Below are 20,329 nucleotides of genomic sequence, written 5' to 3' on the forward strand. Positions count from 1 at the left end.
TGTGAACAGATTTTTATTGATTCTTAATCTATGTTTAAGGGAATTGATAGTAATGGTAATTTATTCTTGTAGGCCATTATGGCTGTTTTGCTTCGATGGAAAAGAGATTCTACAAGATTGTATTTATAAGGAATCATGGTTAAAAGGTCCGGGCTGGTCAGTTTTATTTCCTCCTCAATCGCTTTGATGACTTCAATGGACTGAATCATTTTAAAGCTGTACTTAATATCATCCAGATCGTACCCAGAATTAAGGTCAATATCATGAATAACCTCAGCAAAATCTTCTAATCTTTCACTTACATTGAATACCTCAATCTCAGCATTGAATTCATTAATAAAGTGGTAAATATCATTCATGGCAGACCAGGTCATGCTTTTATGCGTATCATAAGCAAAAAGAATTTTCCTGATTCCTGTATATTCTACATGAGCGGGAACAATGAGTATCGGTTTTTTAATTCTGTGTATAGCTCTTGTTACACTGTTTCCCAAAAGCTTCTGTTCCAGAGTTTTTTCAGCCATTCCCATCACAATAAAATCACAATCGTGAATCTGCATACAGTTTTCAAGCTCTTCAATAAAATTGCCGGAAGCCAGATGATGCTGGGTTTCAACAGTATATAATCTTTTAAGTTCCGCTGCCTTATCCTCCATTTTTTTCTGATTTTTAAGCGTTTGAGTGTAGAAAAAATCAGCTGAAGCCTGTGCATTCAGGGCATGGATGGAAACGGACTGAAGATTGAAAAGTACCATCCTGTATTTGTTTTCTTTAGCCATAGATGCTGCATAATGAGTGGCATTTTCAGCTTCGTGGGAAAAATCTGTGCAGACAATTATTGTTTTCATTGTACCGGATTTAATACCACAAAACTATGATAGACAGCTATTCCCTGATTATAAAAATACTGTGATGTTGCATAAAATGATGATGAAATGTCTTTTTCAGGTGATGAACCGTCACATTCATTTTAACTCTGCTATTTTACGTTTCAGGTATTGTTTTGGCGGTCTCGTCTAAAATAGAAGATATTCATATAAAATCTATTTCTATATTTACATTCATAAAGTCCCGGATATGAACAGGATTTCTGCCATCAGGAAAAAAATAGTACGGAATAAGAAGATTCTTTCCACCATGAAAAGAAGGCTGGTGATCTGGGCGTTAGCAGTGGTCACTTTCTGTGTTTTTTCCTACCTTATTGATCCCTTTGATCCCGTTTGGAAAGGCTACCTTGATGCTCCTTTAAAAATGATTCTGGAAGATGCCACATGGATTATCTTTTTTTCAATCATTATTTCTGAGGTAAGTATTTTTATAGACAGGACGCTCAATAAGTGGCTGCCCTGGAGAAACAGGACCGTAAAGCGATTATTTATCCAGTGTTTGCTTCAGATCGTGGGAAGTGTTTTGATTGTGATTATTATTAATGCAATCGTGGATGGTACTTCAGTCACATTACCTGAAATGGATTCCCGCAAAGAATATACACTGCTGGGACAATGGATCGCTACTAATATTGTCATATCGTTGATTATCAGTGCTTTTAATACTGTTGATTATTTATTGGAAAACTGGAAAAAAACAGCAGTAGAAGCTGCCCAGCACAAACTGAGGGCATCAAAACACAAGCAGGCTGCAATGGCGGCAGAGCTTCAGGCGCTTAAGCTTCAGATAGACCCGCATTTTATTTTCAATAACTTAAGTGTGTTGTCAGAACTCATCCTCGAAGATCAGCAGTTGGGGTATGAGTATTCCGAGAAATTTGCGAGAGTATACAGATACTTATTGGTCAATTCCAAAAAAGACATTATCGCCGTAGAAGAGGAACTCAAATTTTTAGAGTCCTATATCTTTCTGATTGAAAAAAGAATAGGGGAAGGCGTTATATTCAAAATAGATATTCAGGAAGAGTACAGATCGAGATTTACCCTTCCGCTGTCTTTACAGTTGCTGGTTGAAAATGCTATTAAGCATAATCAGACATCCAAAGTAAACCCTCTGGAAATTCACGTTTATACAAACCCTGAAGGAGAGCTGGTAGTCTCTAATACATTTCTGCCTTTGATCAACAAGCCTGATTCCTCGGGAGTAGGGCTTACCAATATCGTTGCACGATATGAAATCTTAGGATATCCTAAACCTGTAATTGAAAAAACTGAAGATAAATTTATTGTAAAACTCCCATTGATATGAAGATTAATAAAGTTTTAATTGTTGAAGACGAAAGACCGAATGCTGACAGATTAAAAAGACTGTTGTTAAAGTTAAGACCGCATATCGAAATTCTGTCTGTGGAAGACTCGATTACCTCAACAGTACACTGGCTGGAAAATAATGTTGTCCCGGATGTCATTATGATGGATGTACGCCTTGCAGATGGTCTCAGCTTTGAAATATTTAACAAGCATGAAGTTAAAAGTGCCGTCATATTTACAACAGCATATGATGAATATGCAGTACAGGCATTCAAATACAATAGTGTAGATTACCTCCTGAAACCTATTGAAGAAGAAGAGCTGGATGCTGCATTAAAGCGCTATGAAACCTTTATGGAAGCCGTCCCGGTAGTAGGAACAGCCATTGAAGGATTATTAAATTATATCCAGCCGAAAGATTACAGAAAACGTTTTCTCATTGCCCATAGAGATGGATATAAGACCGTGCTGGCAGAAGATATCCTCTATTTTTATACCGAATTGGGAATCAGCAAAGCCATGCTGAATACCGGAGTGGTGGAGAATGTTCCGCAAACCCTGGAAGAGCTTGAAAAACAATTGGATCCCAAATTCTTTTTCCGTGCCAACAGACAATTTATCATTCATATCAATTCTGTTAAGCAGATTTTAAATCATTTTAATGGAAAACTAAAGCTCGAACTAAGGAAACAGCCTGATATGGAAGTCATTGTGAGCCGGGAGAAAGCTTCCGTTTTCAAATCCTGGATGGATTATTAATCCTGGAAAAATACAGACAAGGCTGCTTCTATAAAAGCAGTCTTTTTTTGCTTCACTTATATCGTTCACAAATTTGTATTTGACAATTTTACTTATATTTTCATCCGAAATATTCTTTTTTATCACATTTATAAACGAAAATAGCTGCTTTCCCTTCATTTTTCCTATCATACGTTTCATCTGCGATTAATGACACTTCACCCAACTTCTGAATGAATATCACTGTAAGATGAAGTTATTTTGCTCCTGTAAAATTTAAAAACCAATGTTATGAATTACAGAAAAGGATATCTGGTACTTTCACTTATAGCTGCAGCCATATTGTACTCGTGTGGTTCTGGGAGTGGCCAGGAAAATACTCAGCAGATGCAGCAGGCATTGCCTACAGATTTTATCCAGGTAAAGTCCGGAGATGCTGACGTGTCTACAGGATATCCCGGAAGCATAGAAGGACAGGATAATGTAGATATTAAAGCACAGGTAACAGGATATCTGGAGGCAGTATATATCAAAGAAGGACAGTATGTAAGCAAAGGACAGACCCTTTTCAGAATAAATCCATCTGTGTACAATGAGCAGGTCAATACCAATGAAGCAGCCTTGAAATCAGCGCTGGCGGCACAGGAAACAGCAAGACTTGAAGTGGAGAAACTGAAACCTCTTGTAGAAGGAAAAGTAGTTTCCGATATGCAGCTGAAAACCGCTCAGGCGAGTTATAAAGCGGCATCAGCACAGGTTGCACAGGCACAGTCATCATTGGGATCCTCAAAGATTAACGCCAATTTTACGTATATCAAAGCGCCAGTGAGCGGATACATAGGCAGAATTCCGAACAGAGTAGGAAATCTTATCAGCCCATCTGATCCATCACCACTAACCACGCTTTCAAGCATCAACAGTGTGAATGTATACTTTTCAATGAACGAAGCTGATTTTATTGCACACAGCAAGGCTGCGGCATCAGGAAATACAGCAGAAAATGTAGAGCTTATCCTGGCAGACGGTTCCACTTATTCTCTTAAAGGAAAACTGGAAAATGCCAGCGGAAATTTCGACAGAAATACCGGAAGTATTCAGATGAAAGCTGTTTTCCAGAATCCGGATAAATTATTAAGAGCCGGAGGAACAGCCAGAGTGATGATTCATAATGCCCTTAATGGTGTGATTAAACTTCCGAAAACCTCTGTAAAAGATATTCAGGACAGATTCTTTGTTTATAAACTGAATGGTAAGGATAAAGTGAAAATGACACAGATTACCGTTTCAGGAAGTACCTCCCAGGATTACTTTATCAAAGAAGGCGTGAATGCAGGAGATAAGATTGCCATTAACAGAATTGATGCCCTTACAGACGGAGCACAGGTGGTGGCACACACTGTTCCTTTGAAATAGTTGTATAACCTTTCTTAGAAAATTCAAAAATGTTAAAAAAGATAATAGACCGTCCTGTACTGGCGACGGTAATATCCCTTATCATTGTTATTTTAGGGATCATAGGATTAAACCAGCTGGCGGTGACCAGATTTCCGGACATCTCTCCGCCCACGATTACCGTTTCAGGATCATACCCCGGAGGAAACAGTGAAACCGTGATCCGTTCTGTGGTAACACCGCTGGAAGAGCAGATCAACGGAGTGGAAGATATGGAATACATGAAGTCTACGGCAAGTAATGATGGTACATTCTCGATATCCATTATATTCAAACAGGGAGTGAATGCTGATCAGGCAGCCGTAAACGTGCAAAACAGAGTACAGCAGGCCACCCCGATACTACCGCAGGAGGTAGTGAGAATGGGATTGACCACCTCCAAGCAGCAGAACAGTATGGTATTGATTTTCAATATTTATACGGAAGATAATAAACAATATGATGAAACTTTCCTTCAGAACTATGCGAATATCAACCTTATTCCACAGGTTAAAAGAGTAAAAGGGGTTGGGCAGGCCATGGTTTTCGGGCTTAAGGATTATTCCATGAGAATATGGCTTAATCCTCAGAAAATGTCATCTTACGGACTCGAGCCGGCAGATGTTTCCAGAGCGATCGCAGACCACAGTTTGGAATCTGCTCCGGGAAAACTTGGGGAGGAATCTGATGCAGCCTTAGAATATGTAATCCGCTATAAAGGAAAAAAGAACAAGCCGGAACAATATGAAAATATTATTGTTAAAAATGCAGGAAGCCAGGTTATTAGGTTAAAAGATGTTGCCCGTGTAGAATTCGGAGCCATTTCAAATACCGGAGATAACCTTTCCAATGGGAAAAATGCAGTGACTGTAGCGATTATGCAGACTACAGGATCCAACGCGAATCAGATTGAAATAGGAGTGAATAAAGCTCTTGACCAATTATCAAAATCATTCCCTCCTGGTATCAAATACACGAAGGTAATGAGTACCAAAGAAAGATTGGATGAAGCTACAGGACAGGTGAAATCTACCCTGATAGAAGCATTTATCCTCGTATTTATAGTGGTGTTTATATTCCTGCAGGATTTCAGATCTACGATTATTCCGGCAGTGGCGGTTCCGGTGGCGATTATCGGTACCTTCTTCTTCCTTCTGGTCTTGGGATTTACCATCAATGTACTGACGCTTTTTGCTCTTGTACTGGCCATCGGGATTGTAGTAGATGACGCCATTGTAGTGGTAGAAGCTGTTCACAGTAATATGGAAGGAACAGACCTTTCAGGAAGAGAAGCTACTCACAAAGCAATGAGTGAGATTACAGGCGCGGTTATCTCTATTACATTGGTGATGTCGGCGGTATTTATCCCAATCGGATTTATGTCCGGTTCAGCAGGATTATTCTATAAGCAGTTTGCCTATACATTGGCCATAGCGATCATTATTTCAGCAGTTAACGCATTGACTTTAACTCCTGCTTTATGTGCCGTGTTTTTGAAAAACAATCACTCGGGAGAAGGTAAAAAACCAAAAGGATTCGGGCATAGGTTTGCTGTGGCATTCAATGCTGGATTCAATAATATGACCAACCGTTATGCAAAAGGAGTACGCTTTTTAATAGGGAGAAAATGGATTGCAGGAGGATTAATCGTAGTTGTTATCGGGGTTGCAGGCTGGCTGATGTCAAGTACGCCAAAAAGTTTTGTACCAATGGAAGATGACGGATTCTTCATGTACACTTTAAGCATGCCTCCCGGGACAGCATTGACCAAAACGACAGAGATTTCCAACAAGATCAATGATATCTTAAAAGGAGTGGAAGCGGTGCAGGAAAATACTTCCATTACCGGATACAACCTTCTTAGTAACAGTGCAGGGCCGGCTTATGCAATGGGATTTGTTAAACTGAAGCCTAAAAAAGAAAGAGGCGAAGTTCAGGATATCCAGGAAGTGGTAGACATGGCAAGTGCAAAATTGGGAGTGATCAAAGAAGGAAGTGTAATGACCTTCAGAATGCCTCCTGTAGAAGGTTACGGAATGACGAATGATGCCGAAATTGTACTTCAGGACCGTATGGGAAGAGATCCTCAGGTTCTTAAGGCCAAAGCAGATGAACTGATCGGTCAGTTGATGCAGGTTCCGGAAGTAGCATTTGCCTACACCATGTTCAGGGCAGATTATCCTCAGATGGAACTTGAAGTAAATGAAGATAAAGCAAAGCAGCTGGGAGTAAGCATTTCCAATCTGTTGGGAACTGTTCAGACCTATTTCTCAGGAGATCAGTCTCAGAATTTCTCAAGATTCGGGAAGTTCTATAGAGTGAATATTAAAGCAGATGGTGTTTTCAGAATGGATGAACAGGCCTTCAACGATATTTTCGTAAAGAATGAAAAAGGAGATATGGTTCCGGTGAATACACTGATTACTTTGAAAAAAGTCTACGGTCCGGAATCCGTTCAGCGATATAACCTTTACAATTCATTAAATATCAACGTGTCTCCAAAACCAGGCGTAAGTAATGGAGAATTGATGGATAAACTGGAACAGACTTTAAGCAAGCTACCATCCGACTACAGCTACGAGTGGACTGGATTAAGTTTGGAAGAGAAATCAGCAGGAAATCAAACGATTGCCATTTTTGGACTGTGCTTGCTTTTTGTGTACCTGCTACTGGCAGCTCAATATGAAAGTTATATTCTTCCTCTGGCGGTAATGCTTTCCATCCCAACAGGAATTGTAGGAGCATTCTTAGGAATAAAAGCCATCGGGCTGGATAATAATATTTATGTACAGGTGGGACTCATCATGCTTATCGGGCTTCTGGCCAAAAACGCGATCCTTATTGTAGAATTTGCCATACAAAGGCGTAAGGCAGGTCTTTCGATTCTGGACTCCGCACTGGAAGGTGCAAAGGCGAGGTTACGTCCTATTATCATGACTTCATTAGCCTTTATTGTGGGAATGGTTCCACTGATGATTTCTTCAGGAGGAATGGCATCAGGAAACAAATCCATCAGTACAAGTGCGGCCATGGGAATGCTAAGTGGAGTGGTTTTAGGAGTTTTCGTCATTCCTGTACTCTACATGTTCTTTCAGTATCTGGATGAGAAATTCTCTACCAAAAAGAAGTATACTACAACAGAAAATCAATTGACAAATGAGCATATTTAATATAAAGAATTTCCTTATTTCAGGCGCAATGGCATCACTACTGATGTCTTGTGCCGTAGGGAAAAAATATACAAGAACAGACCTTCAGATTCCCGAGACCTACAAAGAATCCATGCAGGTGACAGGAGATACAGTAATTCTTCCCTGGAAGACATTCTTCAAAGATCCAAAATTGATAGGCCTAATAGATAAAGCCCTTTCAAGAAATAATGAAGTGAATGTCGCTTTGAAAAATATAGAACAGCTGGATCTGATTTATAAACAAGCTAAACTGGGTCTGATGCCAACATTAGATCTTACAGCAGGCGCCAACAGAAGCTGGGCTTCTACCAATACGCTTAACGGCTCTCTGAATGAACAGTTTGTTGGTACAAAATACATGGATGATTTCAGTGCCGCACTGAGACTTTCATGGGAAGTAGACATCTGGGGAAAAGCGAAAATGCAGAAAGAATCCGCGGCGGCAGAATATTTTGGACAAAAAGAAAATTTAAATGCCATCAAAAGCAGAATCGTCGTTCAGGTAGCTCAGGCTTATTATAATCTGATCAGTCTAGATGAACAGCTGAAAATAGCCGAACAGAATATTGAGTTGAGTGACAATACCCTTAAAATGATGAATCTTCAGTTTGCGGCAGGACAAATTAATTCATTGGCGGTTCAGCAATCGGAAGCACAGAAGAAAACCGCTGAGCTGCTGATTCCTTTGGCAAAACAGAATATTTCTATTCAGGAAAATGCACTGAGTATTCTTTGTGGAGAATATCCGGACAAAGTAGAAAGAGAAGGAAATCTGAAAACAATGATTCCTGAAAATAAGCTGTCAGAAGGATTACCCGCACAACTGCTGAGCCGAAGACCAGATCTGAAGATGGCAGAGTTTAACGTTATCAGTTTAAATTCCAAAACCGGATTGGCAAAAGCTGCTATGTATCCAAGTATCAGTCTGAGCCCACAGATAGGAGTAAATTCCAATAAATTCAGCTCATGGTTTGATATTCCCGGATCTATTACCAAAGCAATTGCGGCCAATCTTGCTGCCCCTATTTTTCAGAAAAAACAACTGAAAACATCTTATGAAACTGCTTTAATTGAACAGGAAAAAGCAGCCATCAATTTTAAACAATCTGTAATGACTGCGGTGGGAGAAGTTTCCGATGCTATGGCAAAGTCTAAAGGTTCTTCAGAAAGATTACAGCTTTTAGAACAGAGAACAGCTATTCTGGACAAAGGAATCAATGATGCATTGAAGTTATATAAAAGTGGGATGGCTACCTATCTGGAAGTGATCACTGCTCAGAACAATAAACTTCAGAATGATCTGGAAGCCATCAATGTGACCCTTGAAAAATTAAATGCTGAGGTAGATCTTTACAGAGCACTTGGAGGCGGATTACAATAAAATACAACTGGTAAATAATAAAAAGGAAGCTATGTCATGTAGTTTCCTTTTTGCTGTTTATAAAAGATAAATAGAGCTTTGTTTTTATAACAGGTACGGAATTTGCAATGAGATGATGAAATTTTATATTCACAAAATCAATTGGTTATAATTTTTTTTGTTCTTTTTTTAGAAAAGGATGCAAGATTTTCAGAAAACATGATTTATATAAATGAGTACTCGAAAATAATTAATGTTTAACGAAAATGTAATGCAATGAAAAAATTGACAGTACCCCGATTTTTTATGACAGTTTTAATGGTTTTGGCAGGATTGACCCTATTCTCATGTAATGATAATGAAGGACCGGACATTCCGCCTGTAAAAATGGAAGAATTACCAGGAAACTATAAAGGAAAAATGATTATTGTACAAGGAACTACCAAAAGAGAAGGAATAAAAGAATTCAAAGTAAAGAAAGATACGATCTCTTTTGCCGAATTTCCAATAGGTGAAATCGTAAAAACTGTAGTAAAGGATCCTGCAAAAGCTGAAACTGCCATAAAATCACTTGGAAAAGTGAACTATGATATTAAATATGCAGCAGTGATCAATACCGCAAATAATGTGATAGAGCTTACTCTTACTCCAAAAACAATGGAGCTTCAGATTCCGGTAGACGGAGTCAACAAAAAAACGGTTGTGGAATTCGTTTCTAAGCAAAAAGGATATTATGTAGGGATGGATAGAACGCTTAGATATGCGCTCACAGCAGAAAAAATTACAGTAGACGGAACAGTGGTTACTCCTTATGAGGTGATCGATTATAATTTCCCGTTCTGTATAAAAAATTAATAAATAGTATCATCAATGGATTGCACTTTATTAAAAAGATGCAATCTATTTTTGCCTGACAGTTTTATAACATCCCGGTGGATACGGAGGCAGTTGCATCATATGGAAGAAAGTAAAGAACAGATTTTGGTAAAGCACCTTCTGAAAAAGGAAGAGGCTGCCTGGAAAGAGCTTTTTGGAGCTTATTCCAGAAATCTGTCCTATGTATGTTCTCGTTATCTGGCAGAAAAAGAAGATGTTCATGATGTCCTCCAAAACAGTTTTATTAAAATGTTCCGTTCGATAGAATCTTTTGAGTACAGAGGAAATGGTTCTTTAAAAGCCTGGATGACCCGTATCACAGTCAATGAATCCTTGAAGCATATTAAGCAGAAAGGAGACTTTAAATCTGCCATAGAAGTAGATGATCTTCCAGATATTCCTAATGAAGAAGAACCGGATTTTGAAGAAATTCCCCGTGATGATATTATGATGATGATCAGAGCTCTTCCTGAAGGGTACAGAACTGTTTTTAACTTGTTTGTATTTGAGAAAAAAAGCCATAAAGAGATTGCCGGGCTGCTGGGGATTGCAGAGAATTCTTCTGCATCACAGTTTCACAGGGCGAAAGGACTGCTTGCTCAGAAAATAAAAGAATTTAAAATGTCAAAAAAAGCACAATATGAATAACGAATGGCTAAATAATCTGCGAAGCAGAATGGATGACCATGAAGAGGACGTTCCGGAAGGATTGTGGAATGACATTAAAGATGAATTATTTTCCGGAGAAGAAAATAACAGTATTCCCGGATTTATTCCTGAGGTTCATGAAGGTGAAGCAATCAAAGAAAAGAGAACAAATACAGGAAACAGATCCATATTTTATCGCGTAGGAGGGATTGCAGCGGCCATTGCATTATTGTTTTTGCTGACCAGAATACTGCCCCAGAATGATACCGGAAAAACGCTGTCTCAGAAACCGGCAGATATGAAAGGAGAAAAGGAGAAAAATTATATAAAAACTATAGAAACTGAGAATCTTTCAGGCGGTAAAGTAAAATCAAGAACAGATGTTTTTTTATCTGAAAATATATTGAACACCGGTGCTTCGGAGAAAACATTGACACCAAGATATGCTGATAATGGAGCAGAAAATCAGGCTGGAAGCCATCAGAAGATCCAGGATGTCTTCAAGCTTCCGACAGCATCTGAGTCTTTTCAGCAGGAAAGTAAGATCGCTCAGAAAACATCAGTTATTGATGATACAGTGAAAGAAACTGTAAAAGAACAGGCTTCTGATGAGGTTCTTTTTAATCAGGAAAAAGTAAAAGAAGTCTATGCTGAAAATACACAGCTTAAAGCCGCGAGATCCAGAGATAAAAAATCATGGATGTTAGGTATGCTTACAGGAAATATGGGTTCCAATTCTGCAGAACAGCAGTTTCCGGGCTATGCTTCAATCACTGGAAAAGCGATGAATATAGATCAGGTATGGTCTACAGCCGAATATCATGATGATCCTCTGACGGCCATATTACTGGCCAATCAAAGTCAGCCGGTAGAAGCGAGAATCAGACATAAAGTACCGGTGACATTCGGACTTTCTGTTTACTATAATTTGGGGAAAAGATGGGGAATAGGAACAGGACTGAATTACACCAAGCTTTCTTCTGAGCTGCATTCCGGAAGTGACAATAATTATATTAAAGGAGATCAGACAGTTCATTATATAGGAATTCCTGTTCAGGTTAATTATAATGTCATTCAAAAAGGAAAATTTACAGGATATATTACAGCTGGAGCGTTGGTAGAAAAACCAATAGCGGGCAGTATTACAACAACTTATGTTGTCGATGATCAAATTAAGGAGTCCTCAAAAGAACGTGTGGAGCCTAAACCTTTGCAGTTTTCTGTCAATACAGCAGTAGGGCTTCAGTTGAAACTTATTGATAAAGTCGGAATTTATGCAGAGCCGGGAATAGGGTACCATTTTAAAGAAGAAAGTGCTCCTAATACCATTTATAAGGAAAAGCCTTTTCAATTTAATATGAAATTCGGAATACGAGTACTGCTGGATTAAGGCAGACCATTTTTACAACACCAAACTTAATAATCTATATATATGAAAACAAAACTAATTTTTTTAGCGGTTGTACTATTTAGTATTCTGAATATTAAAGCACAATGTACACCCACAATTACCAGCGCGAGACTTGGGCAAAAGTATCCGGGAACGATTTTATTCTGTAGTACGGAAGATGAAATTCTTTCCACTACACAGACGTACACAACGTATCAGTGGTACAAACAGGAATGGACCTGGCAGACACCTAATAACAATCCATGGGTAGCTATTCCGGGAGCAACATCTCAGCAGCTAACCATTAGTGGTAACGATCAGTTGAATTATTTTAAAGTAGTGGTTTCTGAGGGCGACTGTACAGCAGAGAGTCCTACGGCATTTGCAGATGGTTTTGTATATGGTCTGCCGGCAATGATGACTACTTATACACCGGGCACCTACGAAGAAAATATGGGAACCGTGAAGGTCTGCAATGGAGCTTCTGTACAGTTTGACAATATATTTCCTTTAGTATATGGCAAACATACCTGGTTCAAATGTGTGCCAGGGAGCAATCCGCCGGTAGCAGGAGATCCTTGTATTATTGCAGGTGTAGTAGGAGACACCTACGTTGCAACCAACTCAGGGAAATACGGATTTTATGCCTGTACGGAATATTGTCAGGATCAATGTGAGATGTTAGACCCGTTTGCATTTGTTGAGGTGACTTTCGGAGATTGGGAATTCTGCAGCAATCTGGGAACTGGAGAGACAAAAATTAAAGATAATAATCTGAGAATTTATCCTAATCCTACCGCGCAGCATCTTTATATCGGGAAAGAATCGGATAAAGTCTATAAGGAAGTTATCATCATTGATATGTCCGGAAAACTTGTCCTGAAGAAAGTAGATCACAGATATAACCAGGCGATTGATGTAAGCAGTCTGGTACCAGGAAATTATATCATTGTGTCTAAAAGCACAGATGGAACAGAATATAAAAATAGATTGATAAAAAAATAATAGGATTATACAATCTGAAGAGGTTAAAAATTGATTGTGGGAAGGAAGAATGGATGTCAGAGGGGGATGTTCCTTGTATTGAAGAAGAACTAAAGTGATTTATTTTAATACTTTACGCTCATAGATACATTTTCATCCTTGTTAATCTAATGACGGTCATAATTACCCCCAAAGGAGCTTTCTCTTTCCGGCATCCGGCTTCCTGACTCACACTAATTTTTTCCGGTATTCAGACCAATAATCTTTTTCGTTAGTTTTTAATAATGGTTGAGTCGGTACAAATTTTTTTGTACCGGTTTTTTTATTCTATGAAGAGATAAATTCCTTTGCTACGAGCTTTGTCTGAAAAATTTTCTATTCAGAAATACATTGATTTTTTTGTAAATAACATCAACCTGCAGAAAAATTCACAAAAATAATTTCATAAAAAAAGATATAAATGATAAATATTGTAACTTTGTTTGGTTGAAAACTTATAACAAACATATCGGCCGCATCCTTATCCTGTGTCTGGTGCTTTTCTTAGTACCGAACTTAAGCTTTGCGTGCACAAAAAAAGATATAAAAAAGGATCAAACTTTAGGTTATAAGTGTCAAACTAGTAGTTTATCAGATAAATTCTGCTGTAAAACTGGTTTTTGTAAAAAAGATAAAGACCATAATGATTGCAATGGCAAATGTAAACACAATTCCTGCCGATGCGGAACTGTCATCTCATTAACAGGACTTCCTGTTATGGACGGTCTGAAAATCAAAAATCATTTCATTGAGGAAACGAAACTTAAATTTAGTTTCAGTCAAACCTATTATTCTTCAGGGTTTTCTTCTATCTGGCAACCTCCCAAAATAGGATAATTATCTGGCTGTACAGCCAGAAATAGGTCTTGTCGAAGGCAAACTTTTGTTTTCGGACACACGGTCGTATTCCAATTATCAATTTTAAAAATCAAAAAATGAAATCATTATCAAAAATATTGATGGTAATCATTGTATTACTATCATATACTATAAGCTTTGCACAGATCAAAAATGCAAAGACAGAGACAGTAAAAATATATGGCAACTGTGAAATGTGTAAAGCCAATATCGAAAAAGCCGGGAATCTAAAGAATATCTCATCCGTAGAGTGGAATGAAGATACAAAAATGGCTACCCTGAATTATGATGCCCAAAAAACAAATCAGGAAGAAATACTTAAGCGTATTGCTTTAGCGGGTTATGACAGTGAAAAGTTCTTAGCTCCGGACGATGTTTACAGTAAGCTGCCGGGCTGCTGCCAGTACAAAAGAGAATTAAAACCTGCCAACATGAATAAAGATCAGGGAATGAATATGAATAACGAACACGCTAATCATGATCACAGCAAAATGACCCAGGCTAACAACTCTGAAAATAAAAACGAATTTCAGCTTAAAGCAGTTTTTGACAATTATTTTTCTTTAAAAGATGCACTGGTAAATACTGATGCAGGGACTTCATCGGCAAGGGCAGCCTCTTTGGTAAAAGCGATTCGGAATGTTGAAATGGGTAAGCTTTCCAATGAAGAACATACTGTTTGGATGAAAGTTTTAAAAGAACTGACAGCACAGGCAGAAAAGATAGCAACTACTAAAGACATCGAAAAGCAGAGAGGTACTTTTGCGCTTCTGTCTGAAAATATCTATGCCCTTACCAAAGTTTCAAAACATGGCGAAACAGTGTATTACCAGCATTGCCCAATGTTTAATAATGGAAAGGGAGCGAATTGGCTTAGCAAAGAAGAATCCATCAAAAATCCATTTTACGGTTCTAAAATGCTTACCTGCGGGAGTGTTCAGGAAACCATCAACCATCAATAATAAAAAACTTTAATAAGTAAATATTAATACAATGAAACATATAATAGTAACAATCATCATATTAACAGCCGCAATCTCCTGCAAACAGTCTCCAAATAAAAACAGTGAGGTAAAAATACAAAACAGTACATCTATATCTGAGACAAAGACATTACCATCACGTGATTCAGCTGTTTCTGCTGAACCAGTAATTGCTCCTGATCAGAAAACTGAAACGGTTAAAACAGAGACTAACCCCCAAAACTTTAGCATTGAACCTATTGTTAAAGATTATTTAGCCCTTAAAAATGCACTTGTTGCAGACAATGACAAGGGAGCAGCCAATGCAGGAAAAAAATTACTGTCGACCCTCAAGAATGTGGATGTGAAAAGTATTCCTTCCAGTAAACAAAAAGAGTATCAAGAAATAGCAGACAACGTAAAGGAAAATGCAGAACATATTGGTGATAATGCAGGGAAAATTGATCATCAGCGTGAGCATCTGGCTTCTTTAAGTAAAGATGTTTCGGATCTTATCGCCTTATTTGGCAGTTCACAAAAACTGTATCAGGATCATTGTCCAATGTATAATGACGGTAAAGGAGCAGTATGGATCAGTGAAACCAGAGACATCAAAAATCCTTACTATGGAAATCAGATGTTAAACTGTGGTTCTGTGAAAAAAGAGTTCTGAGAATGAAACAAATACTGAAAAGAATTTTGGTATTTGTTCTGTTTCTTTTTATTGCAATACAACTGTATCAGCCCGCCTTTAATATAGATAAAGGCAATGCTGCTACAAAAGATTTTATAAGAGTATATAAAATGCCGGCTGAAGTACAAACTCTGTTTCGGAATTCCTGTTATGACTGTCACAGTAACAATACCGATTATGTGTGGTACGATTACATACAGCCTGTAAGATCAGTTGTAGAAAGCCACATTAAAGAGGCGAAAAATGACCTGAATTTCAATGAATGGGAAACCTATTCCAACCGAAAACAGGAAAGATTGCTGAATTCAATAAAAGAACAGATTGTAAACAGGCAAATGCCATTGTCGTCTTACACTCTGATGCACAGAAAAGCAAAACTGAGTGATGACGAAATTAAAACAATGACCGAATGGTTAAAAGAGCAGAGCAAAGTTTATGAATAAAAATAATACAATGAATATACCTCAGAATATCGCCATAAGATTACTTCAGGCAGTTTTGATTTTCTTCTGCTGGCAAGGTGTTTTGGCACAGAAAGTAGTACGATATGAGCTATATGTAAAAGATACCCTGGTCAGCTACGCCGGGAAAGAAAAAAGAGCCATCGCTGTTAACGGACAGATACCAATGCCTACTCTTACCTTTACAGAAGGAGATACCGCAGAAATTGTAGTCCACAATCAGCTGAAAGAGAGTACATCACTGCATTGGCATGGCGTATTTTTACCCAATAAAGAAGACGGTGTACCATGGCTGACGCAAAAACCTATAAAGCCTGGAGCTACCTATACCTATCGTTTCCCGATTATTCAACACGGAACACACTGGTATCATTCCCATTCCGGACTTCAGGAACAGATTGGAATGTATGGAAGCTTCGTCATGAAAAAAAGAGAGGATGACAAAACTTTCAGAAAAGGAATTGATGACCTGCCGACAGTTCCTATTATCCTAAGTGAATGGACGAACCTGAATCCTGATAATATCAACAGAATGCTTCACAATGCCAACGACTGGGCTGCCATTAAAAAAAATGCCACACAGTCTTACGTGGAAGCCATTAAAGAAGGTCACTTTAAAACAAAACTGACCAATGAGTGGAAACGCATGCTGGCCATGGATGTAAGTGATGTATATTATGATAAAGTATTAATCAATGGAAATAACAGTACTGATTTAACAACCGTTGATGGGCAAAAGCTAAAAGCAGGAGATAAAGTACGTTTAAGGATCTCAAACGGAGGAGCCTCTTCCTATTTCTGGTTACGTTATGCAGGAGGTAAAATTACCGTTGTGGCCAATGATGGTAATGATGTGGAACCGATAGAAGTAGACAGACTGATTATTGCTGTTTCTGAAACCTATGATATCGTAGTAACCATTCCTCAGGATGGCGTTTCCTATGAATTTTTAGCTACCACAGAAGACAGAACCCAATCTGCAAGTTACTTTGTAGGTAATGGCATCAAACAGCTTATTTCTCCTCTTCCCAAACTTAAATACTTTGAAGGAATGAAAATGATGAATGACATGATGAAAATGAACGGAGATCTTAATGATATGGGAATGAAAATGAGCCTTAACCAAATGGATATGAATGTGGTGATGTACCCTGAGATTACAGGTGATGGAAAGCAGAAACAGGATCACAGCGAACACAATATGAATGCAGATCAGGAAATGAATATGGATAGTAACAGATATAATGCCAATGCTCTAGGACATATTAAAACCCTGAATTATGCCATGTTGCAATCTCCTTATAACACAGAACTTCCTAAAGATGCTCCGGTAAAGGAATTAAAATTTACCCTCACCGGAAATATGAACCGCTATGTGTGGAGCATGGATAATAAAATCTTATCTGAAACCGATAAAATCCCTGTAAAAAAAGGAGAAATATTAAGAATTACCATTTATAATAATTCCATGATGAGGCATCCGATGCATTTACATGGTTTTGATTTCAGGGTAATTAATGGCAAAGGAGAAAAGTCTCCCCTGAAAAATGTACTGGATGTGATGCCAATGGAAACCGATACAATTGAATTTCAGGCTAATGAAGAAGGCGACTGGTTCTTCCACTGCCATATCCTTTATCATATGATGGCAGGAATGAACAGGGTTTTTGCAGTAGATGATTATAAAAACCCTTATTTACCGGACAAAAAAGAAGCCTATAACATGCTTCAGAGAGAAAGCAATATGCCTCATTTTATGATTCAGAATGACTTTGCAACCAATGGAAATGACGGGGATGCAATGCTTCAGACCGCAAGATGGAACCTCTCTGCAGAATGGCGTTTAGGATATAATGATATGCACGGATATGAGGTGGAAACGCATTTGGGAAGATACATCGGGAAGATGCAGTGGTTTATGCCGTTTGTAGGATTTGACTTCCGCTATAGAAAAATGGGAATAGATGAACAGGAGAAAAATATCTTCGGGCAAAAGAACGAAAAAGATACCCGAAGAGCAATCAGTTTAGGTTTCGTGTATACCCTTCCGATGCTGATCAACTTTCAGGCTGAAGTATATCATGACGGTATCATTCGTTTACAGCTGATGAGAGAAGATATTCCAATATCAAAACGTTTGAGAGGAGGCTTCATGGTCAATACCGACAAAGAATACATGACCGAATTGAAGTATATTCTTAATAAAAATGTAAGTATTCGTGCCCACTATGACAGTGATATGGGATGGGGAGCAGGAATTTCTTTAGCTTACTAAATGATAATTAAGAAGAATATACTCACATTATTCTGATACAAGAGGAGGCTGGCTGTCTCTTATGTTTGCAAAGTCAAATGTAGGAGACAGGTCTTCTTTCTTTTGGATCTATAGGAAGAATAGGCCTTAGTGACATGTTTTGCTCTCCACATGGCTTCTTCATGCAGATAAAATTTAGTATATAGTTTCATAGTCTTTTTCAATACCAAATTTTAGTATTGTTTCTTGATTGTAAATATTCATTTTTGAGTAAAATTTGTTCAGAATGAAGGAATTCTTTATGTATTTCTTTATCTATAACCTTGATAATTGATCCGGATATATTACATTAACATACTTGTTAAACAAAAAATCCACTGTGCTGGAATACTTTAGCGGATTTTATTCCCTTTTCTCTTTCTATGATAATTTTTAAGTGGAATTTTCCTTTCGTAAAACCAAAAATATTAAGCTTTTCATATAGAGAACTTTTATAACTCTTGAAAAAAGGAATGATTAATTTCTGTTGTATGTAAGGGGAAGCTATCTGAGCCACATGAAAATCTTAATAGTTTTTGAAGAACCTCTCTCAATGCCCTTTTGTTGAAATCTTTTTAGATATCCTTATTCTTATAGAAAATCATTAATGTAACATTCAGATTTTCAAAATACTATATTGTTTATTTTTACTTCAAAAACACATCATGCTGATCAAAATTTATGGAAGTGCCATTCATGGAGTGGCTGCACAGACCATTACTATTGAAGTGAATGTAGATACCGGAGGAATAGGATACCATCTCGTTGGGCTTCCTGATAACGCTATTAAGGAAAGCAGCTATAGAATTTCTGCAGCCCTGAAAAATGTCGGATTTAAAATTCCTGGAAAGAAAATTACCATTAATATGGCTCCTGCAGATCTTAGAAAAGAGGGCTCTGCTTACGATCTCAGCATTGCTATTGGTATTTTAACTGCTTCCGATCAAATACTGGCAGAGAAGGTTAAAGATTATATTATTATGGGAGAGCTGTCACTGGACGGAAGTTTACAACCTATCAAAGGCGTTTTACCCATTGCAATTCAAGCCAGAGAAGAAGGCTTTAAAGGAATCATCCTTCCCAAACAAAATGCCAGAGAAGCAGCCATTGTCAACGATCTTGAAGTATACGGAGCTGAAAATATCAGAGAGGTTATTGATTTTTTTAATGAAGGAAAAGCGCTCGAAAAAGTTACATTGGATACCAGAAAAGAATTTCATGAAAAAATCAATGATTTCCCTTTCGATTTCTCCGAAGTTAAAGGTCAGGAAACCGCCAAAAGGGCGATGGAAGTGGCAGCGGCAGGCGGACACAATATTATTCTGATCGGACCGCCCGGAAGCGGAAAGACAATGCTGGCCAAAAGGGTTCCCAGTATTTTGCCTCCATTGACATTGAAAGAAGCTTTGGAAACAACAAAAATTCACTCTGTAGCCGGGAAAATAGGAACAGAAACATCATTGATGACTGTTCGTCCCTTCAGATCTCCACATCATACTATTTCAGATGTTGCTCTGGTAGGAGGAGGAAGTTATCCACAACCAGGAGAAATCTCTCTTGCTCATAACGGAGTTTTGTTTCTGGACGAAATGCCCGAATTTAAAAGAACTGTGCTGGAAGTCATGAGACAGCCTTTGGAAGATCGTGAAGTAACGATTTCAAGAGCCAGATTTACTGTAAACTATCCGGCAAGTTTTATGCTGGTAGCTTCTATGAACCCCAGTCCAAGCGGATTCTTTCCCGATGATCCTAATAATACTTCATCTGTTTACGAAATGCAGCGGTACATGAGTAAACTTTCCGGGCCGCTTTTAGATAGGATAGACATTCATATTGAAGTTCAAAAGGTAGAATTTGAGCAGCTTTCTGAGAAAAGAAAAGGAGAGAAGAGCAAAGATATCAGAGAGCGGGTTTTGAAAGCAAGAGATATTCAGAATAAAAGATATCAAAACCTCAATATCAGCAGTAATGCTCAAATAGGACCTAAGGAAATTGAGGCCTATTGTGAACTGGATGAAACGTCTTTCGGTCTCATCAAATTAGCTATGGAAAAACTTAATCTTTCGGCAAGAGCTTATGACAGAATTCTTAAAGTTGCCAGAACAATAGCCGACCTTGAAGAATCTGAAAAGATTCTGTCTCATCATATTTCCGAAGCCATACAATACAGAAGTCTGGATCGTGAATTCTGGAATGGATAAACGAT

General features: G+C 38.1%; 15 protein-coding genes. 14 read left to right on the forward strand and 1 reads right to left on the reverse strand.

Going from position 1 to position 20,329, the window contains the following annotated elements:
* Nucleotides 1–23: 23 nt before the first annotated feature.
* Nucleotides 24–848, reverse strand: coding sequence for a universal stress protein (locus DEU39_RS14065; protein WP_120232389.1), 825 nt, complete (start codon nt 846–848; stop codon nt 24–26).
* 229 nt (nt 849–1,077) lie between these two features.
* Between DEU39_RS14065 and DEU39_RS14070 the strand changes: the two genes are divergently transcribed.
* The 14 genes from DEU39_RS14070 (at nt 1,078) to DEU39_RS14140 (ending at nt 20,324) form a co-directional block, all read left to right on the forward strand.
* Nucleotides 1,078–2,196 carry a sensor histidine kinase gene (locus tag DEU39_RS14070; protein ID WP_120232390.1) on the forward strand — a complete coding sequence of 373 codons (1,119 nt, stop codon included), beginning with the start codon at nt 1,078–1,080 and terminating at the stop codon, nt 2,194–2,196.
* Complete coding sequence (locus DEU39_RS14075) at nt 2,193–2,957, forward strand: LytR/AlgR family response regulator transcription factor (protein ID WP_110009065.1); 765 nt, start codon at nt 2,193–2,195, stop codon at nt 2,955–2,957. Before DEU39_RS14070 ends, DEU39_RS14075 begins: the two co-directional genes overlap by 4 nt.
* A gap of 270 nt (nt 2,958–3,227) precedes the next feature.
* Entirely contained in the window at nt 3,228–4,349 is a 1,122-nt protein-coding gene (locus DEU39_RS14080) for an efflux RND transporter periplasmic adaptor subunit (RefSeq protein ID WP_120232391.1), read from the forward strand.
* 29 nt (nt 4,350–4,378) lie between these two features.
* On the forward strand, nt 4,379–7,537 hold the full coding sequence (locus DEU39_RS14085) for an efflux RND transporter permease subunit (protein ID WP_120232392.1): 3,159 nt from the start codon (nt 4,379–4,381) through the stop codon (nt 7,535–7,537).
* Nucleotides 7,524–8,939 (forward strand): efflux transporter outer membrane subunit, encoded by a 1,416-nt coding sequence (locus DEU39_RS14090; protein WP_120232393.1) that lies wholly within the window; start codon nt 7,524–7,526, stop codon nt 8,937–8,939. The genes DEU39_RS14085 and DEU39_RS14090 overlap by 14 nt, the downstream gene beginning before the upstream one ends.
* A 255-nt stretch (nt 8,940–9,194) precedes the next feature.
* On the forward strand, nt 9,195–9,773 hold the full coding sequence (locus DEU39_RS14095; RefSeq protein ID WP_120232394.1) for a DUF4840 domain-containing protein: 579 nt from the start codon (nt 9,195–9,197) through the stop codon (nt 9,771–9,773).
* Between the two features lie 102 nt (nt 9,774–9,875).
* Nucleotides 9,876–10,442 carry an RNA polymerase sigma factor gene (locus DEU39_RS14100; protein ID WP_120232395.1) on the forward strand — a complete coding sequence of 189 codons (567 nt, stop codon included), beginning with the start codon at nt 9,876–9,878 and terminating at the stop codon, nt 10,440–10,442.
* Nucleotides 10,435–11,832 carry an outer membrane beta-barrel protein gene (locus DEU39_RS14105; RefSeq protein WP_120232396.1) on the forward strand — a complete coding sequence of 466 codons (1,398 nt, stop codon included), beginning with the start codon at nt 10,435–10,437 and terminating at the stop codon, nt 11,830–11,832. Before DEU39_RS14100 ends, DEU39_RS14105 begins: the two co-directional genes overlap by 8 nt.
* A 42-nt stretch (nt 11,833–11,874) precedes the next feature.
* The gene (locus DEU39_RS14110; protein ID WP_120232397.1) at nt 11,875–12,837 is read left to right on the forward strand and encodes a T9SS type A sorting domain-containing protein; all 963 of its coding nucleotides are present in this window, start codon (nt 11,875–11,877) and stop codon (nt 12,835–12,837) included.
* 953 nt (nt 12,838–13,790) lie between these two features.
* Entirely contained in the window at nt 13,791–14,675 is an 885-nt protein-coding gene (locus DEU39_RS14115; protein WP_120232398.1) for a DUF3347 domain-containing protein, read from the forward strand.
* A 31-nt stretch (nt 14,676–14,706) separates the two neighbouring features.
* Nucleotides 14,707–15,348 (forward strand): DUF3347 domain-containing protein, encoded by a 642-nt coding sequence (locus tag DEU39_RS14120; protein ID WP_120232399.1) that lies wholly within the window; start codon nt 14,707–14,709, stop codon nt 15,346–15,348.
* 2 nt (nt 15,349–15,350) lie between these two features.
* Nucleotides 15,351–15,812, forward strand: coding sequence for a heme-binding domain-containing protein (locus DEU39_RS14125; RefSeq protein ID WP_120232400.1), 462 nt, complete (start codon nt 15,351–15,353; stop codon nt 15,810–15,812).
* A 10-nt stretch (nt 15,813–15,822) separates the two neighbouring features.
* Complete coding sequence (locus DEU39_RS14130; protein WP_120232642.1) at nt 15,823–18,105, forward strand: multicopper oxidase family protein; 2,283 nt, start codon at nt 15,823–15,825, stop codon at nt 18,103–18,105.
* A gap of 683 nt (nt 18,106–18,788) precedes the next feature.
* Nucleotides 18,789–20,324 (forward strand): YifB family Mg chelatase-like AAA ATPase, encoded by a 1,536-nt coding sequence (locus DEU39_RS14140; RefSeq protein WP_120232402.1) that lies wholly within the window; start codon nt 18,789–18,791, stop codon nt 20,322–20,324.
* Nucleotides 20,325–20,329: the final 5 nt, after the last annotated feature.

The sequence above is a fragment of the Chryseobacterium sp. AG363 genome (assembly GCF_003610675.1).
Classification (GTDB): domain Bacteria; phylum Bacteroidota; class Bacteroidia; order Flavobacteriales; family Weeksellaceae; genus Chryseobacterium; species Chryseobacterium cucumeris.